This is a genomic window from Corynebacterium sp. ES2715-CONJ3 (assembly GCF_024814365.1).
Classification (GTDB): Bacteria; Actinomycetota; Actinomycetes; order Mycobacteriales; family Mycobacteriaceae; genus Corynebacterium.
Window position 1 is genome coordinate 132,071 of record NZ_JANUXS010000005.1, and the last position, 20,807, is coordinate 152,877.

Below are 20,807 nucleotides of genomic sequence, written 5' to 3' on the forward strand. Positions count from 1 at the left end.
CCTGATTCAGCAACGGATCTATGCCGGGTTGGTGTCATGAGATATCCCATCCCGTATTCTCAAGGTCCAAGGCTGCACCCCTGGAGCCTGTTGGAGTCTGGGGTGTTGACCAAGCACCACGATTTTAAATATCACGAATATCACCCACACTGATGGATTCCGCACCATTGAGGACAGCGTCTGCCTCGTACCCTAAACCCTCGAAGCGATCGTAATACTCGGATAGCTTTTCTGTAACTCTCCTCTTCCGCTCGGCATATGTAAGCCCCTCAGGGTCGGGTTTGAACCTCGATACCCTCGGTAATAACTCAGCAATATCCGTTCCCGTGTCTTTAAATGAACCATCGGCAAAGCATCTGATAATGAATTCTCTCGTGGATATAGGCTGCAGTTTCTCTTCTTCCACGATGCCTTGTAATTCCGCTCCCCGGTGGTAACGGATAAACTCAACCCACTCCTCTTCCACGTCTGAGTTAGGAGAAATCGAATCAACGAAAGCTTCGATGAGGTCACGCTTGCTTCGCAGCGTTGGGCTGGCGCTCAGGGAGCGGGAAATTTCAGCTCGAATATCCTTATCTTGGCCATCACCGTGCTGCTCGCGGTATTTCTCTACCAGCAGCAAGATATAGTCAACATTAATTTCTACCTGCTTGATCAATTCAATTTCGAAGACGAGGTCATCATTGATCACTTCCTTGTCTGCGTCCTGCTCCCCACGAACATGAGCGTAGATATCCAGGTAAATACTGCGATAATTTTGCTCTTGGCGCGGCGTGAGAATCTCTTGACCAGTGAACTCATCAAAAGAGGAGAGAATATTCTGCAACCTCAAAATGGCCCCAAATAAGGCAATAAATTCCTTTTGCCGAGATTCCCCGATTATTCGCTCACCCTCAGGAAAGGCCTGTAGGAGTTCTGAAGTTTTATTGGCGTACTCAGCGTAGTAATCCCTAAAAGGCTTCAAGATCACTACTCCGTGGGCGTCTTTGTTACCAAATAGCTCCAGTGCCTTATTGGTCTCTTCCTCCAAATCGCGGAAGCACACAATATTGCCGTAGGTTTTTACCGAGTTAAGAATCCGATTGGTCCGAGAATAGGCCTGGATCAGGCCGTGTGCCTTGAGGTTCTTATCCACAAATAAGGTGTTGAGGGTGGTGGCATCAAAACCGGTGAGGAACATATTGACCACAATGACTAGATCTAGTTCCCGGTTTTTTAACCGTTGGGATAGATCCTTGTAGTAGTTCTGGAATTTATCCGCCGAGGTGTCATAGGACGTATTAAACATATCGTTATAGTCATTGATCACATCCTCAAGGAAATCCCGCGAAGAGTTGTCCAGGTTTTCTGGCTCAAAGGACTCATCTTCAATAATCCCATCGGCGGTGGCCTCATTGGCACCATAGCTAAAGATCATTCCGATTTTTAGCCGCTCATCGGGTGTAAGGCCGTCCTGTTGGGCCTGGAATTCATTGTAATAGCGCTTAGCCGCATCGATAGAGGCGGTAGCAAAGAGCGCATTGAAGCCTCTCACATGCCGTCTATCGTTCTTGGCAATATGCGCCCGCCTGGTGCGGGTTGACTCCACCACATTTGATACCACGGTGTGCTCATAGCTTTGCCACCGCTTAGTTTTTTGCGGAAAGTGCTCCAAGGTATAAGCAACAATTTCAGAAATTCGCTGGGGGGCCAAGAGTGCTCGTTCCGTATCTACAGCGCTGACGTCCTTATCGCGAACGTCGCCCACCTTGATAGTGTCGATATAGTCAATGCGGAAGGGGAGAACATTCCTATCCGTGATTGCGTCAACGATGGTGTAGGTATGCAGTTTATCGCCAAAAGCCTGCTGCGTAGTCTTGAGATGCGGATTACTACCTGAAGAGGAATTCACCGCAAAGATAGGGGTGCCGGTGAACCCAAAAAGATTGTACTTCTTAAAGGATTTCGTGATTTCGGTATGCATCTCACCGAATTGGGAACGGTGACACTCGTCGAAAATCATCACCACATGCTTAGCAAAAACCGGATGCTTCTTATTGGCTTTAACAAACGTAGACAGTTTTTGGATCGTGGTAATGATAATCCGCGAATCACTGTCTTCGAGCTGGCGCTTTAACACCGCAGTAGACGTATTAGAATCAGCCGCCCCTTTTTGGAAGCGCTCATATTCCCGCATAGTCTGGTAATCCAGATCTTTGCGATCAACCACGAAAAGAACCTTATCCACGCTCTCCATTTGCGAGGCTAGGATAGACGCCTTGAATGAGGTCAAGGTCTTCCCTGATCCCGTGGTGTGCCATATATATCCACCAGCATCAAGAGTCCCCAGAGTTTTGTAGTTAGTAGAGATCTGGATCTTGCTCAGGATCCGTTCCGTAGCCACAATCTGGTACGGGCGCATAACCAGCAAAAGATCATCAACGGTAAGCACGCAATAGCGCGTAAGAATATTGAGCAGAGTGTGCTTGGCAAAAAATGTTCGGGCAAAATCTGTTAACTCTTGGATAGGCTTGTTATTTCCATCAGCCCACCACGAGGTGAATTCATAGCTGTTGGACGTCTTCCTCGACGACTTTTTAGCGGTAGTCTCAATATGGTGCACACGAGTGGTATTTGAATAGTATTTTGTTAACGTTCCGTTGGAAATAACAAAAAGCTGCACATACTCAAAAAGCCCAGATCCCGACCAAAAGCTTTCTCGCTGATAACGCTGAATCTGGTTGAACGCCTCCCGAATATCAACCCCTCGACGCTTAAGCTCTATATGCACCATCGGAAAACCATTGACTAAGACCGTGACATCATATCGATTCAGGCGCTTCTCCCCTAAAGGCTCCCCCTGGTTACTACGAGAGCTCCCCACGGTTTCATACTGGTTGATCACCTGAAGGCTATTGTTGTGGATATTAGCTTTATCGATCAGGCGAATATTCTTCACTCGCCCATCGTCTAATTCCATTAATTGCACGTTATCTTGCTGGATACGCTTGGTCTTTTCCTTAATGCCGTCGTTTTTACTAGCGATGACTCCATCGAAGAAGCGTTTCCACTCAGAATCACTAAATTCAGTCTTGTTGAGCTTTTCCAGCTGCCTGCGCAGATTAGCTACCAGTTCTTCCTCGGACCGTGGCTGGAAATACTCATAGGCTTGTGACTGTAGAATCCGAATGAACTCGTTTTCCAACTGCGCTTCGGACTGATACTCCACCACCGAAGATTCTGGGGCCTCATATTCCGCGACAACGGTCGAATCAGCTGATACCACCAGAGGTTCAAATGCCTTCACAGCACCCACACCCATCACACCTTTAGTTCTTTGAAGGTCAGTAATTGGTCCCGGTAGTACTCGTACTGTTGGCGACGAGCGCTAAGCTCTGCAGGAATTCCACTCTTCAAATCGTTGGTGTATGAGTTCAATGCTTCCAAGGTCTTGATAATCTCTTTTTGCTCCTCCAACGAGGGTAGAGGTAGAGGGAAATTTTTTACCTTGCTGGCATTCAAATTCGATTGAGATCCGACTCCGAGAGATTTTAGTTTTTCATAACGGCAAAGGAGATAGTAGAAGACATATTTGTATTCGGCTTTATGGGGGTTTATCTCAAGATTGCAACAAGCCTGATTGGTGGTAGCAGCAATGCTTGTGATGGCCACTTTGGCTGCAGTCGCTCCGTACATAGCAACAACAATGGTCTTGGGGGGAACCCAATGAGCCGAGCTATTGTCCAGTCCAAGATCGGTAATAGTTCTAGAGGTTTCGTGGATGTAGTTGAAGTCGATGTCTTGAGTCCTGATCCAGGGAATATCGCCATCGTAGTATTCGGCTCTAGTCGTCCTCGGGGTTCCCCCTGAACTAACTTTTGTACACACATCCCCTAGACGATAGACTTCAACATTCTCATCAAAATTAAATACTGAGTTTAGAACATATTGAAACTGAATCGTTCGAGCTTCCAGCTCAGCCTCCAGCTCAGCCTCCAGCTCGGTGAAGGAGTCCAAAATATCAACAATCTCACGCTGAATCTCCAAAGGAGGGATAGGAATGTTCAACTGAGAGTACTTGGAAATCCACTGGCGCGAGTGATCTGTGACAGGATAACCAATAGTCTGCATAGTATGGAACAAATATCGAATGTCCAAGATTTCCGAGTCAACTGAAAGAATCTTCAAGGCAGATGATTTAACCTTAAAGGGAAAATCTACCCACTTAGAGCTAGTAGTGAAGTCATCAAATATGATCACCGGATCTTCTGGGCTTGACATTTTAATACCGTGTTTCTCATTGGTCTTACCCAGAATGAAAGCTTTTCCAGCTGTCAAAACCGGAGTTTCGTAAAAATCGCGATACTCTTTGGAGTTCACTAGATACCGAGTTGGCTGCTCATATTTCACAACTTGGTTAATAGGAACTACAGGCACCCCATTAGGGCAGTGCTGCTGGATCAGTCGCTCAATCCTATTCATTATTTACCACCCTCGAGATCCGCAACAATCGCATCAATCTTGGTGCGCAGAACCTGCTGGCGCTCAACAATCCCAGCTATACGCTGGTTAAGCTCAGCAATATCAACAACCTCCCTGGTATCCTCTGGCTCAACATAACTCGACACCGCAAGGTTATAGTCATTACCCGCAATCTCCTCGTGCGAGGCCAGCTTCGCAAGATACTCCACGTCCTTACGATCGTTAAATAACTCGAGGATATGGGCGATATTCTCATCCAGGAGCTTATTCTTCTTTCCTACCTTCTTAAACTCCTTAGAGGCATCAATAAACAACACATCGGTGTCTTTCTTGGACTTCTTCAGCACCATAATGCATGTTGCAATGGTTGTCGTGAAAAAGAGATTGGCAGGCAACTGAATGATGGCCTCGACATAGTTATTGTCAAGAAGATATTTGCGGATTTTTTGCTCCGCTCCGCCGCGGTAGAGCACCCCGGGGAATGACACGATGGCCGCAGTGCCATTTTCCGCCAACCAGCTCAAGATATGCATTGTGAACGCTAAATCAGCTTTTGAGTTCGGCGGCAGGACACCTGCCGGGGAAAAACGCTCATCGTTGATCAACAATGGGTTGTCTTTGCCGTCCCACTTAATTGAGTAGGGCGGGTTGGAGACGATTGCTTCGAAAGGTTGATCATCCCAGTGCTGCGGATTAATCAACGTATCACCAAGACTTAAGTTGAAGCGCTCGTAGTTGATTCCGTGGAGGAACATATTAATCCGCGCGAGGTTATAGGTAGTGAGGTTTATTTCTTGACCATAGAAACCCCCGACTTTACCTTTTCCTAGGATTTTCTCGAATTTCAACAGCAAAGAGCCCGAACCCACGGCGGGATCATATACCCGGCTCAGGTGCGTTTTATCCCCGATAGAGATACGTGCGAGTAGTTCTGATACTTCCTGTGGGGTGAAGAATTCCCCACCTGATTTCCCAGCCGAGGAGGCATACATCGTCATGAGATACTCATAAGCATCACCGAAGACATCAATAGTGTTGTCATCAAAGTTTCCGAGGGGTAGGTCCCCAATAGCATTGAGAAGTTTAACGAGTTTCTCATTGCGTTCTTGAACGGTATTACCAAGCTTAGGTGAGTTAACGTTGAGATCGTCGAAGAGACCTTTGATATCGTCTTCACTCGCAGTACCGACTGCTGAGCCTTCGATGCTGCGGAAGATATGATCTAAAGTCTCATTGAGGTTCTCATCATTTTTCGCGCGCGTACGTACGTTAGAAAATAGATGTGAGGGGAGAATGAAATAGCCTTTTTCTTTAACTGTTTCTTCCCTGACTATTTCGGCTTCGGTATCGGTGAGATCCGCGTAGTTAAAGTCATCATCCTCGTTGCTTTTGAGGTGGTTGGTGATGTTTTCGGAAATGAAGCGATAGAACAGCATACCGAGGACGTAGCTTTTGAAGTCCCAGCCGTCTACGCTGCCACGTAGCTCGTTGGCTATTTTCCAGATGGTTTTGTGTAATTCAGCACGCTGAGACTCTTTAGTCATCGGTAATCCTTATGGTCTTTCACCGCCCTCAAAACAAGGGCTGTTGGGAATAAATCTACGTAGGACTCTAGCAAGAATAATCTTGTTAAAAGTGCCAACGCCACGACTATAAGACTAGGAATAGACAAAGCGCGCTAATCAGAGAACGCTTGTTCGAAAGAAGTTCTCCTATCCAGGCTAAAAGGACTCATAGGATCCTCAGATTCGGCCGAATATTGCTCACGCGAAGATCCGGCCAACCGTAACTATGCCCTACTCCCCGCGCCCATCATTCCTAGCAGATTGAGTGAAGTAAGTAGTGACAAATTCGATCTCCGCCATATACCTCGTTATATAAAACGTGTTCAGCTTTATCTTCCAAACTTTTGACCAAGGTGGGCTAAGAAGCCCCACCAAATAAGAGACGTTAATTCTTTTATAGTTGTCGCGAGATCCTCCCAAGTACTCGGTTAAGATCTTGTACATCTTTCGATATCTGTTTTTCCAAATTAAGTCGACCATTCGTTGTATTACTATTGGCGTGAAAATGTGTACCTAGAACGCTGCGAACATTAAGTTCGAATCTCTCTGAGTAGTGATTGCCGAGCTCATCATCATATTCCAAGAGAACAAATTGAAGCGCAGGTACGCCCTCTCTGGAAGCGGAAATTGCTTCGCCATCAACGTACTTACCTTTAGGTTGCATCCAGTAGGCGACATCTATTTGAAAACCTGGAACCCATGTCGAGAAAGTTTTGCGATCAAAGATCAGTTTGACACCTTCTACAAGCGAGTAACCGGTCTTTCTATTTGGGGTCGCGGCCTGTATTGCTGAGTCGGGCAGTTCCGGCTCGAAGTTCACCATCACATTCTTTGCCACTGATTTACCTTTGTTAGAGATAATAAAACGTAGAGGCTCTCGGGGTAATCGGGCATTAGCACGTGAGCCATCATCATCGGTCGATTGGCATTGATATTTATCTGCCTATTCAAGCGAAGGGAACGACACGCAACCAAGAGAGAAATAAGAGCGATGAACGCATTAATCAACGTGCTGGTTCGCTCAGTTGTCCACCAGCTCGCAAAGTTTAAGAAATAGTCCATCCGCTGATCGTATCCAGTTTTGCTGAAACCTCCGTTGAGCTGCGCCAAAATATGCTCGTTACCTCCCACCCAAGCTGGGGAGATATCAAAGTACCTCAGCGACTTGCTGCGAGGAGACAAAAAGAACCGGCACCTTTTAGGTAGGTACCGGTTCTTTACTAGTTGTGGAGCATAGGAGAATCGAACTCCTGACCTTCTGCTTGCAAAGCAGATGCTCTACCAATTGAGCTAATGCCCCAAATTCCTTGGTGGGCCTAGCAAGAATCGAACTTGCGACCTCATCGTTATCAGCGATGCGCTCTAACCGACTGAGCTATAGGCCCTTAAGAAGGAACAGTCGAAATGTTATCTAAGAAGTTAATATTTCACAAATCGACTCGTGACCATGATGTTTATGGTCACACGATAACCTTGTGCTCAGTAGTTATCACTACAACGCTGCGCCTTTCATTTTAGGGCTGGGTATAAAGGAAAAACAAATTCCACCTCCCCTTCTATGCCGCTTGCGCGGGTGAGGGAGGTGGGATCTGTTGCTAGGGCTTAGAAATCGTGGGTAATTTGAATGCGTAGCCCCGAGGTGAAATCAGTGGTGGCGTTGTAGCACACCGCGATCAGCGGCAGCAGCACACTGGTGAGGATCACAAAGATGATAGCCAGCAGCCCGGCTAACATCATCACCAGTGGAAAGGTGATGAGCTGGGTTCCACCCACACCACCAATAATCTGGTTCACCTGATCCCACACTCCCATGGCATCCATGCCAAAGTACAGCAGGGTGACACTTAAAAGTCCGGCCGCTGCGAGCACCGTGGAGAGAATGAAGGTAACCCGAAAGACCGAGAGCGGCGCGATATGGGTAATGGCGCTAATACGAGTAGCCATTATTTATCCCCTTGTTCCGCGTCATTGGGGCTCACGCTGAGCGGAGTTTGGTGCCCGTGCGGCAATTCCTTCTCCCCTGTTGCTACCTTTTCGGCTTCTTCTTCGCCTTCGCCTTCAACATTTCGGTCAATGGCTAGAAGGTCAACACCGTCTTGGAGGTTCACCAGGCGAACGCCCATGGTGGCACGAGAGCTTGGTCGGATCTGGTTAACCTCGGTGCGAATCACGCCACCGGCTGAGGTGATAGCGAAGATCTCATCGTCTTCATCTACTACAATCGCACCGATGAGTTTGCCGCGCTTCGGGCTGTACTTAAAGGTCATCACACCAATGCCACCGCGGCCACGGGTGGCATATTCTTCCATGATGGTTCGCTTGCCATAGCCCCCTGAGGTGGCCACCAAGAGGGAGGAGCCCTCGCGGACTACGGTCATGGCCAGGAGTTGATCCTCGCCTCTAAAGCGCATGCCCTTCACACCTGCGGTGGATCGACCCATGGGTCGTAATTGCTCATCATCGGCGTGGAAGCGGATGGCCTGGCCTTCTTCGGACACCAGCAGCAAGTCATCGTCGCCAGAGCATAGGGCTGCTCCAATGAGTTTGTCGCCCTCATTGAGGTTGATAGCGATGAGCCCTCCTGAACGGTTTGATTCATAATCGCTCAAGCGTGACTTCTTTACTCGACCTTGCGCGGTGGCGAGAACGAGATACGGTGCGTCTTCGTAGCTTTGGATCTGGATCACCTGGGTGATGCGCTCTTCTGGCTGGAATTCCAGCAGATTGGCTACGTGTTGCCCACGAGCGGTGCGGGATGTTTCCGGCAGCTCATAGGCCTTGAGGCGATAGACGCGACCGAAATTGGTAAAGAACAGAATCCAGTCGTGGGTGGAACATACGAAGAAGTGGCGGACCACATCTTCTTGTTTGAGTTCGGCCCCGCGAACTCCCTTGCCACCACGGCGCTGCGACTTATAGGCATCGACCTTGGTGCGTTTTGCGTACCCCGTTGAGGTGATGGTGACCACGACATTCTCGCGGGCAATGAGATCCTCTTCGGTAACATCGCCCGTAGCGGCGATAATCTGCGAACGACGATCATCGCCGTGCTTATCGACGATCTCTTTGAGCTCAGCGCGCACAATGGAGCGCTGACGTTCTGGGGAGGAGAGGATATCCATCAAATCGGCGATTTCGGCTTCGATGGTTGCCAATTCGTCGATAATTTTCTGGCGTTCCAGGGCAGCGAGGCGACGCAATTGCATAGCCAGGATAGCGTCGGCCTGAATCTCGTCGATCTCAAGAAGATCCATCAGTCCAGAGCGGGCTACATCCACCGTGGCCGACTGACGGATGAGGGCAATGACCTCATCTAACATATCGAGGGCTTTGACCAAACCGCGCAAGATATGCGCACGTTTTTCCGCTTCATCGAGACGGTACTGGGTGCGGCGCACGATCACTTCGATCTGGTGAGCGACATAATTGCGCAGCATCTGATCGAGACGTAAGGTACGCGGCACCCCGTCAACGATCGAGAGCATATTGGCGCCGAAGTTCGTCTGCAACTGCGAGTGCTTATAGAGGTTATTGAGCACGACGCGCGGTACCGCATCTCGCTTTAGGGTAACCACGATGCGCATACCCACACGATCGGAGGATTCATCTTCGATCTTAGAGATTCCAGCCAGCTTGCCGTCTCGTACCTGTTCTGCGATATTTGAAATCAAATTATCGGGGTTGACCTGGTACGGAAGCTCCGTGATCACAATGGTCTGGCGGCTACCCTCTTCTTCAATGGAGGTCACACCCCGCATCCGAATGGAGCCGCGGCCAGTGGTATAAGCATCCCTAATACCTTGGGTTCCAACGATTAGGCCCGCCGTGGGGAAATCGGGACCCTTGACAAAGCTCATGCAGGCATCGAGCGTCGAGGTTTCATCAGCCTCGGGATTCTCTAATAACCAGTAGATGGCGTCGGCCAATTCGCGCAGGTTATGGGGTGGAATATTGGTAGCCATACCCACGGCGATGCCGTTGGAGCCGTTCATTAAAAGGTTGGGGACCCTAGATGGCAGAATATCGGGCTCTTGAGTTTTACCATCGTAGTTCGGGGAGAAATTGACGGTATTTTCTCGGATATCGCGCACCATCTCCATGGCTAGCGGGGTGAGGCGGCACTCGGTATAACGCATGGCGGCTGGGCCATCATTGCCGCGGGAACCAAAGTTTCCTTGGCCGTCGACGAGCGGGTAGCGCATATTCCAGCTCTGCGCTAGACGCACGAGGGTGTCATAAATGGCTGAGTCACCGTGTGGGTGGAATTGTCCCATCGTGTCAGAGACCGGGCGTGCTGATTTTACATAGCTGCGATCTGGGCGGTACCCGGAATCGAACATGGCGTAGAGAATACGGCGGTGCACGGGCTTTAAGCCATCGCGAACTTCTGGGAGTGCGCGGCCGACAATAACCGACATGGCGTAGTCGATATACGACGACTGCATTTCCTCATTGAGGTCGATCGGGAAAATGCGATCGTATGTTTCTCCCGAGAAGAGATCGTCACTCATATAGGGACCTTTCAGTATGAGAATAAATCTCTTCTAGTCTAGCCCCTTAACGGCCTTTTGAGCGCATCTCAGCGCCTGATCCTCCCTTAAGTGATACCACAGTGATACCACTTTGTGGCGTAGGATTGAAATATGGCAATGACGCTTCGATTAACACCCGAATATAACCGCGCTGTTGAACTCCTCGCACAGGCTCAGGGGGTGAGTAAACACGAAGCCGTTTTGCGCGCCATTATGGCCCAAGCCCGGCGCAGCGTGAATGATTCTCTTATTGAATCCCTCGCCACCGATCTCATCGAGAACCACTACATGGAGGATCGACTGAATCGAGCGCGGCGTGAGCACCACTAATTCCTCGCCCCGCACGCCTACCTCCCCGAGACCGTGGGTTAATCTCAGCCCCGAACAGCTTCTCATCATCGCCGATATTTTCAGCGCCACCTATGCCACTTGCATCACCGATTATGCTGCACTCTATGCTTGCGCCACCAGTACTAACGCCCGGTTCGATGGGGTTAGGGTCGATCGAGACGTTCAAGAAAGTGCCCGCTCCCTCGCCCGAATAATTAACCTCACTCATCCACTGAGCGCACACAATGAGAGCTTTGCCCGATTCGCGGCCACCGTCTATCTATCCTTTGCCGAGCATATCTCCACCCCGTAATGGTGGTTTAAGAGGTGAATAGCTAGAGCTTTAACCGCTCTACTGCCAGCGTGATGCCACCATCTCACAAGGCTGAGACTAGAGATACCACGACTGAGCATGGCAGCGTCGACACGGTATAGGCCCTCGCGATCGTGCTATCTGTCGCGGGTATTTAAAGTCTTTGCTATTTTTTAGCCATTGGCGATATTTCTGCAGCATTCCTCTGTACTTTTCCTAGCAAAAGCAAAAGATCTCTGGGACACTACAGAGTATGAACAAGCCTATTATTTCTATCAATAACCTCGTCAAGAGCTTCCGCACCACCCAGGTTCTCAAAGATATCTCTCTTATGATCCCGCCCGGCAGCATCCACGGCTTCCTCGGACCCAATGGTGCCGGAAAATCAACCACAATCCGCTGCCTTTTAGGATTTATTCGCCCCGATTCCGGCACTATAAGCCTCAGCGGTCACGATCCCACCATCAACCTCTCGTTAGCGCGGAAAAACACCAGCTTTGTGCCTAGCGATAGTCACCTCTGGCCACAGCTAACGGGAGGGCAGATTATCGATACCCTCGCTCGCATCCGTCACGGCCATAATAGCAAGCCACTTCAAGCTGAAAGAGCGCGCATCAGCGAACTCATTGATGATTTCGATGTAGATCCCAGTAAAAAGATGCGCACCTATTCTCGTGGCAATAAACAAAAAATGCTCCTCATCTCGGCACTAGCTGCTCCCACTGCTGCCATTATTCTGGACGAACCCACCAGTGGGCTGGATCCTCTCATCCAACACGTCTTTAAAGCTTGGCTCATAAAACGCCGCAATGAAGGTGCCGCCATTCTTATGTCTAGCCATATCTTTAGTGAAATCCAAGAATTAGCCGATGAGATTAGCATTATCCGCCAAGGATATATTGTGGAATCAGGCCCCAAGGACACCCTTACCCACCTTGGTGGCATGCATATACGAGCAGTTGATTCCCGCGGGCAACACATCGAAGAATTTGTCGCACCAAAGTTGGTTAACACCACTCTTACTCGGCTCATTAACCAAGGAGCACACTCTATACGGTGCGAACCAGCCCACTTAGAAGATCTCTTCTTGAAATTTTACGAGCGGTGATCATGATGTTGAGTTCTCTTATTCACCTGGTAGGACAGGATCTGCGCTCCAAGAAGATCTTTCTTGCCTCATGGCTCATTCCCCTTATTCTCCTGACATATATCTCACCCATAGCCACCGAGAATTCCATCCCTAATCCTGATGATCTGGCTTCTATCGGTGCTGCCTCAGCTTCCTCAGCTGGAGTAATTGCCTTTTATGGCCCCCTGCCCACTATTCTCGATATCTATTCCCTCACCGCATGGAAAACCGGAATGACTGTTATGGTCTTAGGCGCCATTATGGCCGTTCTTTTAGCTACCTATACTTCCATTGGTCACGAAGAGAATGGCCGGGCCGAAATTCTACTGAGCCAAGGAATGACAAGAGGTACCCTTCTTGGCTCTTCGATTCTTAGTCTCGTTATTATCACTGGAATCTTCGCTTTCGGTTCAGGCCTGAGCCTTGTACCCACAGGGGCTTCACTAATAGGTTCCCTATCTTATGGGCTGGCGCTCTTTTTTTGCACCTCTATTTTTGGCCTTATGGCCATTCTTATCGGGCAGGTCACTGGATCTGAAAGGCTGACGAAGGCTCTGTCCCTCACCCTTATAGGATTTAGCTTCATGGTGCGGGTATTCGCTGATCTTTACACTATCAACTGGCTTCGAGCGCTAAGTCCTTTGGGTTGGCGGGATTTACTTAAGCCTTTCGACGGTGAAGAATTTTTCCCTGCCTTATATATGGCTCTGAGCTGCTTAACCGTGATAGGTGCCACTTTCTTCATCAAACGCGATCTTGGCTCCCAGGTTCGTGTAATTTCACATGCACGTAAGAGCCGCTCTGGATATGGGCTTAGTAGATTGTGGATTTCTCATAACCGCGTCGCTCTTTCCTTCTTCAGCGGTGGAATCATTATATTCAGCATCGCGTTCTTTGCCCTTGTGGGAGAGATGTCCAAGATTTTCACAACTACCCCAGAAGCGGCGACGATCTTTGAACAATTGGGGTTTGGTAGCTCCGTCATCGCAGGCGCTGCCCAGTCATTGGCCCTACTTCATGCCGTCGTGCTCTCCATTATGGCTATTGTGCTAAGCCAGAGCCTGTACAGGGCCGAGATATCAGGAACTTTAAGCCTCCTTCTTAGTACCGGACGAACAAGATGGGAGATTCTTCTAAGAACTTGGCTCCTCGTTGCTCTTATGACCGCGGGTATCGCGATGATCAGTGGTCTCCTCGCTGCTTTAGCTGCGATTATGAGTCCAGAGGTACAGGCTGATCAGTTTTATCCTCTCTTCTTTAAAGTAATTGATCTCTATCCCGCTACATTTTTCGCTTTCGGGTTTTCTTTTCTGCTCATGGGCCTAGCGCCCCGATTTGTTGGTCTGGCCTATCTCCCCGTTGCTTTATCTGCGCTTCTCAGCTTCTTTGCAGAGTTTTTTCCCCACTCTAAGACGATCATTAAATTCTCTCTCTACTCCTGGGCACCACATATGGTTGATCACGCTCTGGGGGTAGGTGTCCTCATTCTTGGTGGGCTTGTCTGCTCAATCATTGGGATCAGGTGCTATATCCGGAGAGATCTTCTTGCCTAAATGAAACTTGTCTAAATAAAAATAGCCTCTCCCCCTCTATGAGAGCGCCTTGAGAGAACATATAGGGATATCTAGAGAATCGGCTATCTATGGCACCACTTATGCCTTAGGGAAGCACGCGACACCCTCGAGTTTGCGGGAATAACTAGGAGTCCATCCTTACTCCGTACATCATCTGAACCCATGCACCGGAGGGTGCGCGTCCAAAGATCAGGTGTGACCTCAGACTACCTCTCCCCCCGAACAGGGTTAGATCCGTTATCAGCATAGTACCGAGCCACTGCTACTTTTTGCCGATATTTTTTTCAATACCAGGGCAAATACACTGTTTTTCCCAAAGACTCCGTACCGATGCGGCTTCTATCTAGGCTCAACTCCGGGGTATAGATGCAAACAGCGATCTTCAAGAAAACTCCCCGACCTCGGAAAAGAGTTTTTTCGCATCGTGCATCTTAAATAAACCGTCGAAAGTTTCCTCATACGCTGCGCAGGTTCCTATGCGGTGTGTTGACGGTGCTTTTTGTTTTCGTGATGGCCAGCTCGGCAACGAGATTGAGACTTGGGAGGGGAATTCGTGCCCGTGCGAGATTTTTTAGGTATTTTCTTTGCGGGAGTACCCACAAATCTGTAATAATTGTGACTGTTGTGATTGCAGTTAACTACTGAGGTGTCCTGATCGCTCCTTATTGCTGGATCTTCTATATCTTTTATCGGGATGTGGAATAAAAGGCAGACACCCACGTAGAGTCTGTGGCGGAAGAATTACAACTGTGGTTTATAAGCGTTCGCAATAGTTGGTATATCCCTGAAGCTGGTCATATCACACATTGCGAACGCTTTTTTATCGCCTATTGGTATAAAGTTCTTCTCTACACCCGCTCGGGAAAGGCTGATTCACATTATGAGCACCCTAAAAAACATGCTGAAAACTCACCGCGAATCTTTCGTAGCAGATCTCAGCACTCTGATCGAGGATTCCATTCAACAGAGTTCCGGACTGAGTTCACTAGCTCTCAAAGCTGCTGTTAAAGCGGGAAAAAAGGTCAACGAGTCTATCGTGTCACGCACTGTGAATTTATTAGCTCCCTTTATTCTCTCTGCTTTGCAGCCATATTGGGATCTCTACCAAAAATCTACGACGGCCGATTTCGGAACGTACCTCAATGCTGAAGCTGAGAATGTTATTAGCGATATTCTCAGCACTACTGACACATGGGTACAGCGGTTCGGAAAATCACCATTAAACAGATATTACCGTCACTATCGATCGCATCTGGCACATATGATTAGCCCCCGTCTCCCTCTTCTGGGGGATATCATAGAGAAGTATATGCGACCATGATTTTCTAAGAAACAACCTGCTTATTGCAGTAAATCAGCTGGCATCCTTTTTAGTTTTTCTCAACAAGGTTCTGTCATTAATTAAATCCGTTAAGATATTCATACTTGCTTGATTAAGCATCTTCTTATTCTTGGATTTTTTAGGAGCCTTCTCTGTGAAAAATAAAACCCTTATCGCGCTCACTCTAAGTGCGAGCATGCTACTCCCAGCTCACATCGCACAGGCCGCAGTTGCTCCCACAACTAATGTGGAGATGAATGCCGAAACCAGCGAATTCGTTGCTATGTCGGCCACCTTTGACCCCTCGCTTGGGCGTACCGAAGGCATTGCTGCTCTGAAAGAACTGCGCAGTAAGATGTGGGATCTCAACCCCATCTACCGCCACTACTACCTCGACAAATTCCCGGAGGGGACTCGCCTCCAGGATGTTGCTCGTCATTATGGAATCACCTCCAAGGCGCAGTACACCAATGTAAAATCAGATGAAAATCTCACCTGGATAGCTGTTCAACGAGCTGGAGAAGCTGGATACAAATTTGCTCACACACGTATCGACGGCTCCTCATACCGAACCGCCACCCGAGACGGTCATAAGCCTCAACTTGAGAGTTTGGCTCTGGGTCAACCAACCCTGCGTGAAACCATTCTGAAAGCATGGGGCGAGAAAGAGCTCGATGCACTCAAGAAAACAGGTGGCACATTTTCCGGAGACAGCGGGCATCTCATGCATATGCTCAACCCCGAGCACTCTACCTACGGTTTCGCCCGCGTCCATGTACACGGACTTAAGAATAAGATTTCTCCTAGCTATGCAGCGATCTCCAGCTCTCCCGCAACCAAGCCCGATCGTATTCCCGCTGGTGAACGCACCGAATGGATCTATCGCACCAAAGAAAAGGGAGAATCAGCCACCGGTATTATAGGTGGGTCTACGCCAAAGGAAACCCCAGCACCGAAGCCACAGAATCCTCCTCGGCCAAGCAAGAAACCTGAAGTTCCAGGAAATAACAATACCCAACCAGATAAAAAACCAGATAATGATCCGAATTCTGGAAGCGCGGCTGATTTTGGCGGCGAGAATAATACTGTTGGAATCATTGTTGGCGTCATCGTAGCCGTCATTGGTTTGATCGGTGCCCTGGCGAAATTTGCCATGGACTTCCGCCTATAACCACTCCCTCATCGGAGCAAGTAGCGCCGACTGGAATCCTCACCAAGAGCTATTCCGGCATTAAAGGAGCGGTGCAGTGACGTTGTGACTGCACCGCTCCTTTTATCTTTTTAAGGTATAAATTCTTAGGGACTACTAAGTGCAAAATATTCGCTACTCAAGCAACCAATAAGCATACAATCATGCTGGGATCATGGGCTCTACGGCTACGATCTGTTTATTTCTGTTCGAAGCAACAAAACACCCTGCACCTTCGAGAGCGCGATATTTTTCTGGCTGTTACAACCGACGCTGTGGTGGCCCGATCTTCTTAATCAGTCTCCTTAAATAAACCTCAAGCCCACAATGTGTCAGCCTCAGACGTCTTGCTCTTCTCTTTTTATACTTTAGAGAATGCGTGCCCATCATAGCCAATAAAAATCCCCGTTGTCCCAGCTATAACCGTGGCAACGGGGATTTAGATTAGACGTCGAGGAAGCGAACGTCCTTAGCATTTCTTGTAATAAAGGAACGGCGCGCCGCAACATCATCACCCATCAAAATGGAGAAGAGCTCATCTGCGCGCTGTGCATCTTCCATATCCACGCGGCGCAGAATGCGCACCGAAGGGTCAAGGGTCGTCTCCCACAACTCGCTCGGGTTCATCTCACCAAGACCCTTATAGCGCTGGATGCCGTCATCCTTATTAATCTTGCGCCCAGCAGCTAGACCTTCAGCGAGCAATTTATCGCGCTCGGCATCCGAATACGCAAATCCAGGTTCGCCCTTGCCCCACTTCAACTTATACAAAGGTGGCTGAGCCAAGTAGACGTGTCCCTCGGAAATCAACTGCGGCATAAAGCGGAAGAGCAAGGTTAGCAGCAAGGTCGCAATATGCTGACCGTCCACATCAGCATCCGCCATGAGCACGATCTTGTGATAACGCAATTTCGAGATATCGAATTCGTCGTGGATACCAGTCCCAAGTGCAGTAATAATAGCCTGCACCTCGTTGTTTTTGAGCACCTTATCTAAGCGTGCTTTTTCCACATTGAGGATCTTGCCACGCAGCGGCAAGATCGCCTGATACATCGAGTCACGTCCGCCCTTAGTGGAACCACCAGCAGAGTCGCCCTCGACAATATAGAGCTCGGTCTTACTCGGGTCTTTGGAGCGGCAATCGGCGAGCTTACCGGGCAAGCCGCCTAGATCAGTGGCAGACTTCCGGCGCACCATTTCACGTGCTTTACGGGCAGCAAGTCGAGCATGAGCCGAGGAGACAGCCTTGTTGATGATAACCTTGGCTTCTGCCGGATTAGCATCTAGCCAGTCGGATACATGCTCGTATACTGCCTTCTGGACAAATGAGCGTACCTCGGAGTTGCCCAATTTGGTCTTTGTCTGACCCTCAAACTGGGGGTCGCCTACCCGAACGGAGATCACTGCTGCTAAGCCTTCGCGGCAATCATCGCCGGTAAGATTAGCTTCCTTTTCTTTTAGGAGCTTATGTTCGCGGGCGTATTTATTCATCAAAGATGTGAGCGCCGCACGGAAGCCTTCCTCGTGGGTGCCGCCTTCGATGGTGTTAATGGTATTGGCAAAAGTGTGCACCGATTGGGAATAGCCCGAGTTCCACTGCATGGCTATTTCAATCTCATGATCATCGCCCTTGGCTTCGAAGCCCACAATGGATGGATGCACAGCTGTTTTCGACCGATTAAGGTGGGCCACGTAGTCTTCCAAACCATTCGGATAGTGAAAGACCTTTCGCTTTTCCTTTTTCTTCACAGCAGTGGTATCAGGGGTGGTTTCATCCGCTGCCTGATCGATCTCATCAAGGGAGAGATTGCCTTCTGCCTCGGCAATTTCGTCGAGCTCGATCTCCTCAACACTCGCCCGCTTATCGGTAAGTGTGATGGTCAGGCCTTTATTGAGGAAAGCCATCTCCTGCAACCGACGAGAAATGACCTCAAAGTCGAACTGCGTTGTTTCAAATATCTCAGGATCTGGCCAAAAGCGAACTTTCGTCCCCGTCCCACGAGCATTAGTGCCCTCGATGAGATCTTCTGGAATAGCCTGGTTGAAGTTCTGATACCAATGCTTCCCATCGCGCTTAATATCGGCTTCAACGCGAGTCGAGAGGGCATTGACCACGGAGATACCCACACCATGGAGGCCACCGGAGACCGCGTAGGATTCCGAATCGAATTTGCCGCCAGCGTGCAGCTGGGTCATGACCACCTGGACGGTGGGGGCTCCAGAGGGGTGCATCTCCACGGGGATACCGCGACCGTTATCAACGACCTCGATTCCACCGTCGGCAAGAATTGTCACATCGACCTTGTCGGCATAGCCAGCCATTGCCTCATCGACTGAGTTATCAACGACTTCCCATACCAAGTGATGCAGACCGCGCTCATTGGTCGAGCCGATATACATTCCCGGTCGCTTGCGCACTGCCTCAAGACCCTCAAGGATGGTGATGGATGAGGCGTCGTACCCATGTTCAGCGGTTGCCACGTGAACTAGCACTCCTTCAATTATGTACAGTTAGACTGCTTTATTCTACACTGCCTAGAGCCCTACGTGGTACTACTACGCTTAGGTCTATGCCACCTATATGAGCCGATTTTCACGCCCCATAAAAATTATCCGTAGGTGTCGCGAGGACCACGACCTTTGACATGCAGCGGGCCATGGCGCCAACTAGGGGTCTTAGGTCCAAATATTTTCAACTCGGTCACAATATCTGGACCAACTTTGTGGGCGATAGCTTTCAGAATCTCTTTTTGCATCAGGCGCAAATTAGTCGTCCATGCTGTGGAATCACAACTAATAAACAATGTGGTGTCCTTAAGCATTTCTACCCGGGTATGGTGAGCCACTTGATCGCCGACGAGCAAATCCCAGTTGCCCATAATCCAGCCCTTGGCCATACCAGGCTGCCAGCCACGCTTGCTAATTTCCTTGTTAAGAATAGTGCCGAGGCTCTCCAAGCTATACGAGCCATAGGAGATCGCCCTCCCATCGCGACCTGTCGGGCGTCCACGGCGCCGCATATTCACCGCAGTATTCTGGGATCGAGGTTGGGGACGCTGCGGGGCGGCGTGCAAATCGGGAAGGTGTGCTGAGCGTTTCTGAGCCATTTCCCGCATTTTGAGAAAGGCCATCTGCACACAATCATCAGTAGGTTTATCGTCGTCGCGCTCAGCAGCCATTACGGTGTCTCCGCTGAGATGACCTGGGCATCCGCCTCAGATTCCGCTGCATATTTTAGCTGGGAGACACGACCAGATTCGGTGTCTTTGACTCCGACTTCAAAGCGCTGCGTGATCGCTTCAAGAAGATTCTCAGGGAGATCTTCAAAGGCTGCTGCAGTAATAAAGACTTGCTCAACCGATTCGGTCAGGGCCACCAACCTGGTGCGGCGTGCCAGATCTAATTCGGAAAACACATCATCCAAAATCAAAATGGGGTCGGTACCAGAGGCCCGAAGTAATTGGAATTCTGCCAGACGCAGGGACAATACCATTGACCACGTTTCCCCGTGACTGGCAAAACCCTTGGTAGGGGCATCACCAAGGAGAAGGTCCAAATCGTCGCGGTGGGGTCCGACGAGACTAAGACCCCGATCGATTTCTTTGTGGCGCTTTGCCGCGAGTTCTACGAGCATTGCAGCTTCAATTAGTTCCGGATCGGTCTCAGTTTCAGCTATTCCTGGCACGCTGGAGCGATAGTGAATATGCGCAGGTCGAGATTGGGGGGCAATGGTGGCATATGATTGTTCAACTAGTGGGTTGAGCTCTGAAACTAAATCCAGGCGAGCAGCTATTAATTCAGCTCCTAAACGTGCTAACTGGTTATCCCAAATATCGAGGGTATCTAGGGTGCCTTGATCGTGCCCGTAGCCGCGACGAAGGTGAGCGCCAGCGGTTTTTAATAAGGTAGTACGTTGTTTGAGTACCTTCTCGTAGTCCATTTTGACGGCGTATAGCCGGGGCCGCAGCGCTTTGAGTATATTGTCCAAATAATTCCGGCGTTCTTGGGGTTCTCCCCGAACGAGCGCGAGATCCTCTGGACAAAAAAGGACGGTGCGAACAACTCCCAATACCTCCCGTGGGGCTTTGAGCTGGGTTCGGTTGAGATGTGCTCGGTTGCTGCCGCTGGAGTTGATGAGTAAATGCACAGTTAATTCCCGGCCATCGTTGACCGCAGTAGCCGAAATCCTGGCATTGTGAGCCCCGTGGCGCACCAGCGGAGCATCCTTAGGGACACGATGGGAACTCAACCTAGCTGCATATCCAATGGCTTCCACAATATTTGTTTTGCCGAAGCCATTGTGGCCGGTAAATAGTGTAATTCCAGGATGAAGACTGATCGACAACTCAGGCCATGAGCGATAATCACGCAGAGAAAGTTCCCGAATATACAC

Annotated in this window: 15 protein-coding genes and 2 tRNA genes; 6 read left to right on the plus strand and 11 right to left on the minus strand. The window is 49.4% G+C overall.

Annotated elements, in window-relative coordinates; all coding sequences use genetic code 11:
* Window positions 1–124: 124 nt before the first annotated feature.
* From NXT00_RS07410 to gyrA, 8 genes are all read right to left on the minus strand, one after another.
* Entirely contained in the window at window positions 125–3,301 is a 3,177-nt protein-coding gene (locus tag NXT00_RS07410) for a type I restriction endonuclease subunit R (RefSeq protein WP_259158636.1), read from the minus strand.
* Window positions 3,301–4,461: a restriction endonuclease subunit S gene (locus tag NXT00_RS07415; protein WP_259079379.1), complete on the minus strand. Its 1,161-nt coding sequence runs from the start codon at window positions 4,459–4,461 to the stop codon at window positions 3,301–3,303. Before NXT00_RS07415 ends, NXT00_RS07410 begins: the two co-directional genes overlap by 1 nt.
* The gene (locus NXT00_RS07420) at window positions 4,461–6,005 is read right to left on the minus strand and encodes a type I restriction-modification system subunit M (RefSeq protein ID WP_259158583.1); all 1,545 of its coding nucleotides are present in this window, start codon (window positions 6,003–6,005) and stop codon (window positions 4,461–4,463) included. Before NXT00_RS07420 ends, NXT00_RS07415 begins: the two co-directional genes overlap by 1 nt.
* A 415-nt stretch (window positions 6,006–6,420) precedes the next feature.
* Window positions 6,421–6,864 (minus strand): hypothetical protein, encoded by a 444-nt coding sequence (locus NXT00_RS07425; protein WP_259158584.1) that lies wholly within the window; start codon window positions 6,862–6,864, stop codon window positions 6,421–6,423.
* Window positions 6,865–7,253: 389 nt separating this feature from the next.
* Window positions 7,254–7,326, minus strand: a tRNA-Ala gene (locus NXT00_RS07430).
* Window positions 7,327–7,334: 8 nt separating this feature from the next.
* Window positions 7,335–7,411: transfer RNA gene (locus NXT00_RS07435), tRNA-Ile, on the minus strand.
* A 217-nt stretch (window positions 7,412–7,628) separates the two neighbouring features.
* The gene (locus tag NXT00_RS07440) at window positions 7,629–7,970 is read right to left on the minus strand and encodes a DUF3566 domain-containing protein (protein WP_259079390.1); all 342 of its coding nucleotides are present in this window, start codon (window positions 7,968–7,970) and stop codon (window positions 7,629–7,631) included.
* The gene (gene gyrA, locus NXT00_RS07445) at window positions 7,970–10,537 is read right to left on the minus strand and encodes a DNA gyrase subunit A (protein WP_259079397.1); all 2,568 of its coding nucleotides are present in this window, start codon (window positions 10,535–10,537) and stop codon (window positions 7,970–7,972) included. Before gyrA ends, NXT00_RS07440 begins: the two co-directional genes overlap by 1 nt.
* A 132-nt stretch (window positions 10,538–10,669) precedes the next feature.
* Between gyrA and NXT00_RS07450 the strand changes: the two genes are divergently transcribed.
* The 6 genes from NXT00_RS07450 to NXT00_RS07475 all read left to right on the plus strand — a co-directional run bounded on the left by NXT00_RS07450 (window position 10,670) and on the right by NXT00_RS07475 (window position 16,396).
* A complete protein-coding gene (locus tag NXT00_RS07450) occupies window positions 10,670–10,888 on the plus strand; it encodes a CopG family transcriptional regulator (RefSeq protein ID WP_259079399.1) in 219 nt (72 codons plus the stop codon).
* Window positions 10,875–11,201, plus strand: a complete 327-nt coding sequence (locus NXT00_RS07455) for a TetR family transcriptional regulator (protein ID WP_259158585.1) — start codon at window positions 10,875–10,877, stop codon at window positions 11,199–11,201. The genes NXT00_RS07450 and NXT00_RS07455 overlap by 14 nt, the downstream gene beginning before the upstream one ends.
* Before the next feature lie 253 nt (window positions 11,202–11,454).
* Window positions 11,455–12,309 (plus strand): ABC transporter ATP-binding protein, encoded by an 855-nt coding sequence (locus tag NXT00_RS07460; protein WP_259158586.1) that lies wholly within the window; start codon window positions 11,455–11,457, stop codon window positions 12,307–12,309.
* Window positions 12,310–12,311: 2 nt separating this feature from the next.
* Window positions 12,312–13,883, plus strand: coding sequence for a hypothetical protein (locus NXT00_RS07465; protein ID WP_259158588.1), 1,572 nt, complete (start codon window positions 12,312–12,314; stop codon window positions 13,881–13,883).
* A gap of 901 nt (window positions 13,884–14,784) precedes the next feature.
* Window positions 14,785–15,225 (plus strand): DUF6918 family protein, encoded by a 441-nt coding sequence (locus tag NXT00_RS07470; protein WP_259158590.1) that lies wholly within the window; start codon window positions 14,785–14,787, stop codon window positions 15,223–15,225.
* A 154-nt stretch (window positions 15,226–15,379) separates the two neighbouring features.
* The gene (locus tag NXT00_RS07475) at window positions 15,380–16,396 is read left to right on the plus strand and encodes a hypothetical protein (protein ID WP_259158591.1); all 1,017 of its coding nucleotides are present in this window, start codon (window positions 15,380–15,382) and stop codon (window positions 16,394–16,396) included.
* A gap of 462 nt (window positions 16,397–16,858) precedes the next feature.
* Here the strand turns inward: NXT00_RS07475 and gyrB are convergent, their stop codons facing one another.
* The 3 genes from gyrB to recF all read right to left on the minus strand — a co-directional run bounded on the left by gyrB (window position 16,859) and on the right by recF (window position 20,807).
* On the minus strand, window positions 16,859–18,895 hold the full coding sequence (gene gyrB / locus NXT00_RS07480; RefSeq protein ID WP_259158592.1) for a DNA topoisomerase (ATP-hydrolyzing) subunit B: 2,037 nt from the start codon (window positions 18,893–18,895) through the stop codon (window positions 16,859–16,861).
* A gap of 128 nt (window positions 18,896–19,023) precedes the next feature.
* Window positions 19,024–19,593 (minus strand): DciA family protein, encoded by a 570-nt coding sequence (locus NXT00_RS07485; protein WP_259079422.1) that lies wholly within the window; start codon window positions 19,591–19,593, stop codon window positions 19,024–19,026.
* Window positions 19,593–20,807 carry a DNA replication/repair protein RecF gene (gene recF, locus NXT00_RS07490; RefSeq protein WP_259158593.1) on the minus strand — a complete coding sequence of 405 codons (1,215 nt, stop codon included), beginning with the start codon at window positions 20,805–20,807 and terminating at the stop codon, window positions 19,593–19,595. Before recF ends, NXT00_RS07485 begins: the two co-directional genes overlap by 1 nt.

Bases quoted from the DNA above. Each gene is read 5' to 3' on its own strand.
- NXT00_RS07410 (WP_259158636.1), bottom strand. From the start codon at position 3,301: ATGGGTGTGGGTGCTGTGAAGGCATTTGAACCTCTGGTGGTATCAGCT.
- NXT00_RS07415 (WP_259079379.1), bottom strand. From the start codon at position 4,461: ATGAATAGGATTGAGCGACTGATCCAGCAGCACTGCCCTAATGGGGTG.
- NXT00_RS07420 (WP_259158583.1), bottom strand. From the start codon at position 6,005: ATGACTAAAGAGTCTCAGCGTGCTGAATTACACAAAACCATCTGGAAA.
- NXT00_RS07440 (WP_259079390.1), bottom strand. From the start codon at position 7,970: ATGGCTACTCGTATTAGCGCCATTACCCATATCGCGCCGCTCTCGGTC.
- gyrA (WP_259079397.1), bottom strand. From the start codon at position 10,537: ATGAGTGACGATCTCTTCTCGGGAGAAACATACGATCGCATTTTCCCG.
- NXT00_RS07450 (WP_259079399.1), top strand. From the start codon at position 10,670: ATGGCAATGACGCTTCGATTAACACCCGAATATAACCGCGCTGTTGAA.
- NXT00_RS07460 (WP_259158586.1), top strand. From the start codon at position 11,455: ATGAACAAGCCTATTATTTCTATCAATAACCTCGTCAAGAGCTTCCGC.
- NXT00_RS07465 (WP_259158588.1), top strand. From the start codon at position 12,312: ATGATGTTGAGTTCTCTTATTCACCTGGTAGGACAGGATCTGCGCTCC.
- NXT00_RS07470 (WP_259158590.1), top strand. From the start codon at position 14,785: ATGAGCACCCTAAAAAACATGCTGAAAACTCACCGCGAATCTTTCGTA.
- NXT00_RS07485 (WP_259079422.1), bottom strand. From the start codon at position 19,593: ATGGCTGCTGAGCGCGACGACGATAAACCTACTGATGATTGTGTGCAG.